Source organism: Candidatus Thiodiazotropha endoloripes (assembly GCF_001708965.1).
GTDB lineage: Bacteria > Pseudomonadota > Gammaproteobacteria > Chromatiales > Chromatiaceae > Thiodiazotropha > Thiodiazotropha endoloripes.
In genome coordinates, this window is the sequence record NZ_LVJW01000010.1 from 1 (window position 1) to 235 (window position 235).

1 protein-coding gene is annotated in these 235 nt (G+C 43.4%); it reads right to left on the reverse strand.

Going from position 1 to position 235, the window contains the following annotated elements; translation table 11 throughout:
* Positions 1 to 14: 14 nt before the first annotated feature.
* A partial coding sequence (locus A3193_RS20860; RefSeq protein ID WP_235615065.1) for a hypothetical protein occupies positions 15 to 235 on the reverse strand: 221 nt, incomplete at its 5' end.

Below are 235 nucleotides of genomic sequence, written 5' to 3' on the forward strand. Positions count from 1 at the left end.
TAGATTTGCAGCAATCACTCAAACAACCCTCCTAAACCTACACCAAAGCTTGGGCCAGGTATTCCTGTATGTGGCCCCACATTAATGCAAACAGATCCATCCTCATTCGTTGTGAAACTGAGCTGTAGATGGACACCCATCCATAATTCGATTGGATGTGGACACCCATGGACACCCATCCATAATTTGCCAAGTTTACTTACATCTGGCAATCTTTGTGAATCATCTGTTATCA